Source organism: Neisseria sp. HMSC070F02 (genome assembly GCF_001814225.1).
In the GTDB taxonomy this organism is placed as follows: domain Bacteria; phylum Pseudomonadota; class Gammaproteobacteria; order Burkholderiales; family Neisseriaceae; genus Neisseria; species Neisseria meningitidis.
On record NZ_KV815460.1, the window covers coordinates 1 to 3,610 of the forward strand.

Below are 3,610 nucleotides of genomic sequence, written 5' to 3' on the forward strand. Positions count from 1 at the left end.
ATCCAGTGTCTTAACCGCTTGACGACTCCCCAACAATGTTTATACGGACAACAAAGGATGCTTTGAAAGACCCTCTGCCAAATATGCCTCGTACAAACCTGAAACTTGTCGGTATATATTGTATGCGCTATTCCTATCTTGACACGCCGTGAATACACATGCCCCGGAACCTGTCATTAAGGCAAATCCATATCGGGACAACTCGGAATAGGCTTTCCAAACTTCAGGGTATTCTTTAAATACAACTGCCTGCATATCATTTCTAAACGGTCGCAGATTTTGGAAAGTCGGCATTATGCTTGAGGCAGAATCCCGTGTCAAGCTTTCGTGTGTGAAAATTTTTGCAGTGGAAACGTGGACGGGCGGTTTGACGATGACATACCACTGTTTCGGAATATCCATTTCGTCCAGCCTGTCGCCTATACCCCGCGCAAACGCATTTTTTCCGAAAATAAAAAACGGTACGTCCGCCCCCAGAGCCGCGCCCGAATCAATGAGCTGCCGCTGCGTCAGACCGCACTGCCACCAACGGTTCAACACCAGCAAAACGGTTGCCGCATCCGAGCTTCCGCCGCCCAAACCCGCCCCTGTCGGGATTTTTTTGTCCAGCCATATTTCCACGCCGGCGGGGTTGCGCGCATATTTTTGCAGCAACGATGCGGCACGGTAGCTCAAATCGGCTTCCTGCGGCATGCCATCAACCGGATTGTGCAGGATGATTTTGCCGTCGTCCCTTAGTTTCAAATATACGGTATCCTGCAAATCTATCAGGCAGAATATGCTTTCGATATTGTGATAACCGTCTTCCCGCTTTCCAGTAATCCTCAAATCGAGATTCAGTTTTGCAGGTGCGGGAAACGCCTGCCGTCCGTCCGCAATATTCATCTGTCCGCCTTATCTCGTGCGCGCCGCACAGCGTTCCGGGGTTTCAGTTTCAGACGGCATACCGATTTCGGTGAAAACCAGCCTGATGTTCAAATTTCCGTTATTCAGTTGCAACGTTCGGACTTGCCCCCCACTGTCGGCGGTTCTGCCGACAGTCCAACCGTATTGTTCCAATATGCCGTCCGGCAGGATGCGGTAAGGCGCGCCCGCCACACGCCTGCCATCTGCCCAGATATGCAGATATTGGATTGGCAGTTTGAAACCGACCAGCTGCCTGCTCAATTCTTCCGCACTTTCCGCCTGATAGACATTTCCTTTGCCGTCCACTGCCAATGCGCCGTCCCTGTCTTGACACAACTGCCCGAGCGTACTGCCCAAAGGGGTATTGATATTGATGGTTTCCACGGGCGGTTGGTATGTCCAATCGAAATTTGCATACGAACCTTTCCCTTCCGCTTTCACTGCCAACCGCCCTTCCGCCGTGAAACTGCGGGTGTGTTCGGACGGCTGCCACAGGTTTTCGTTATTTTGAGGCAATTGCGCGCAAGCGGTCAAAAGCAGGATGACCGATGCGGATACGGTGTGTTTCATCAGAATTTCCTTAACGGGTGCCATCCTGCCGGCCGGCGGGTTCGGCGTGCCGTGCAAAACGCGTGCGAACTGCGTGCCGTTTGCCCGAATGCCCCGGCTTCCCGGCAAACCTTATGCCGTCTGAAAGGATGGACCTGCATTATTTCCGAGGTTTTCGGGAAGGTTGGGGCAATGCGATGCCGTGACGTTTGAGCGTTTCCCGCCATATTTTCTTGTCTCCCGTAAGGTGTGCCGCCTGCGTCCATACGTCAACCGCCTGATCGCGTTCGCCCAATGCCCACAACACTTCGCCCAAATGGGCGGCAACTTCGGGCTCGGGGTCGTTTTCAAACGAATACCGCAGATACGGCAGCGCGCTTTCCGCGTCGCCTTTCAGGTAATACGCCCAGCCTATGCTGTCGTTGACAGCGGTATCGTCCGGGTTGATTTGGTATGCCGTCTGAAGCAGGGCGAAGCCTTCGTCCAAACGTTTGGAATCGGAAAGCAGGCTGTAGCCCAGATTATTCATAATCTGAGCGTTATCGGGTGCAAGCCTGAACGCCCTTTCAAGATCTGAAATCATTTTTTTCCGCTTGCCAAGCCGATCGTAAACAACTGACCGCTGTACCAATGCCTCTGCCTGTAACTCTGTATTACTGCCGGCAGGCGGTTTTTCGATAATCTTGTCCAACCCCCTCAAAGCCTCCCGTTTATCGGGCAGCTTCGACAGGGCGAGCATCTGTATTTTGGACAAATTGTCTGCCGTAAAATACCGCCCCTGCTGTTCGGGAAGTTTCCGCACCCTGCCGATCTGCCGCAAAGCCGCCCTGCCGCCGTCCAACTCGACAGCCGCCGCAGCCGCCAGCACACCTTTGTCGAACAGGTATTCCGGCGCGGACACTTTTTTCAACCACTGCCTGACTTTGGTGTAATCCCTTCGGTCGGCATATATCATCGCCGCCGTCATTGCCGCCCTGCTCCGCTGTTCCTCCGTCCCCCTGCCGTATGCCTTTTCGGCGTAGCCGTCGATAACGGAAGCACCTTCTTTTCGGTTTGCCGCCAATATCGCTGCCTGAATATACAGGTCTGCATTCGGATTGCGTTCCAACAGCACGTTCAAACGCGCATAGGCATCATCCAGCCTGTGCAGGGAAACCAGATTCATAATTTCCATTTCCTGCCAGACGGCCGAAAGGTTTTGGGTGTCTGTCTGCTCGAAAAAGCCGTCGAGTATTTCGGGATATTTGCGTGCAGTCAGACGCAACGTCATTAAAGTGGGGGGCAATATTTCCGTATCGAGCTTCGCCAAACGCTGCAAAGCTCCGATTGCCTTTTCCTTTTCGCGTCCCTGTACGCTGAACACCACATCGGCAACCGCCGCTTCGGGCAGATGTTCATATTTCAACGCCGCGCGGCGAACCGCTTTCGATGCTTTTTGCGCCAATCCGTCCTGCTGCACGGCGGCTTGTGCCAGCAGCAAAAATATCCTGCGTTTTTGCACATCGTCCGATTGTGCCAGCACCTCTTCCAGTCCGTCCAGATGCTGATTTCCCCTTTCCCTCAGCACGTTCCGCAGCCACCCCGCCCGTTTTTGCGCCTTACCCGGTATAGGCTCAATCTGCCGCCATTTCTGATAAATCATTTCCGCCTGTTCAAACGCGTTCAGCGACACGGCCATTTCCAAGGCGCGTTCGGCGACTTCGGGGGATTTTGTACGCTCCAACATCAGCATATAGGTTGCCAGAGCCGTTCCCGCCTGCCCCTTTTGCAAGGCGGTTTCCCCTCCCAGTAACGTAAATATCTGATTAACCCGCTCGCCCACTGCCGCAAGCCGTGCGCGTTCGTTTTTGATTTCTTCCTCACTGTAACGCTGCTGCTTTCTGAAAACCTTTACGACTTCCTTCGGCTGTTTCATATCCCCCGCACCGCCTCCGGCGGCAGATACCTGTCCGGCAATCAAGGTTGCCGTCAACACAGTTAACATTTTGAAACGGTTAGGTAACATAATCATCCTTTATCCGACAGCCGTCCGAACCTTCAGACGGCATATAATCAGGCGTAACTTTATCACAAGCAGAATCGTTTGTAGATTTGCGAAACCCCGTTCAAAAAAATAAATGCTCTTGGATTCGGATTTCAAGTGCAACACTAGTGT

At 53.1% G+C, this 3,610-nt stretch carries 3 protein-coding genes; all 3 read right to left on the reverse strand.

What is annotated here, in order from left to right; all coding sequences use genetic code 11:
• Positions 1–39: 39 nt before the first annotated feature.
• A complete protein-coding gene (gene ispE / locus HMPREF2959_RS07550) occupies positions 40–885 on the reverse strand; it encodes a 4-(cytidine 5'-diphospho)-2-C-methyl-D-erythritol kinase (protein ID WP_002243446.1) in 846 nt (281 codons plus the stop codon).
• 9 nt (positions 886–894) lie between these two features.
• Positions 895–1,476, reverse strand: coding sequence for an outer membrane lipoprotein LolB (locus HMPREF2959_RS07555; protein ID WP_002217487.1), 582 nt, complete (start codon positions 1,474–1,476; stop codon positions 895–897).
• Positions 1,477–1,615: 139 nt separating this feature from the next.
• A complete protein-coding gene (locus HMPREF2959_RS07560) occupies positions 1,616–3,460 on the reverse strand; it encodes a tetratricopeptide repeat protein (protein ID WP_002243445.1) in 1,845 nt (614 codons plus the stop codon).
• Positions 3,461–3,610 lie beyond the last annotated feature (150 nt).

Bases quoted from the DNA above. Each gene is read 5' to 3' on its own strand.
- HMPREF2959_RS07560 (WP_002243445.1), bottom strand. From the start codon at position 3,460: ATGTTACCTAACCGTTTCAAAATGTTAACTGTGTTGACGGCAACCTTG.
- HMPREF2959_RS07555 (WP_002217487.1), bottom strand. From the start codon at position 1,476: ATGAAACACACCGTATCCGCATCGGTCATCCTGCTTTTGACCGCTTGC.
- ispE (WP_002243446.1), bottom strand. From the start codon at position 885: ATGAATATTGCGGACGGACGGCAGGCGTTTCCCGCACCTGCAAAACTG.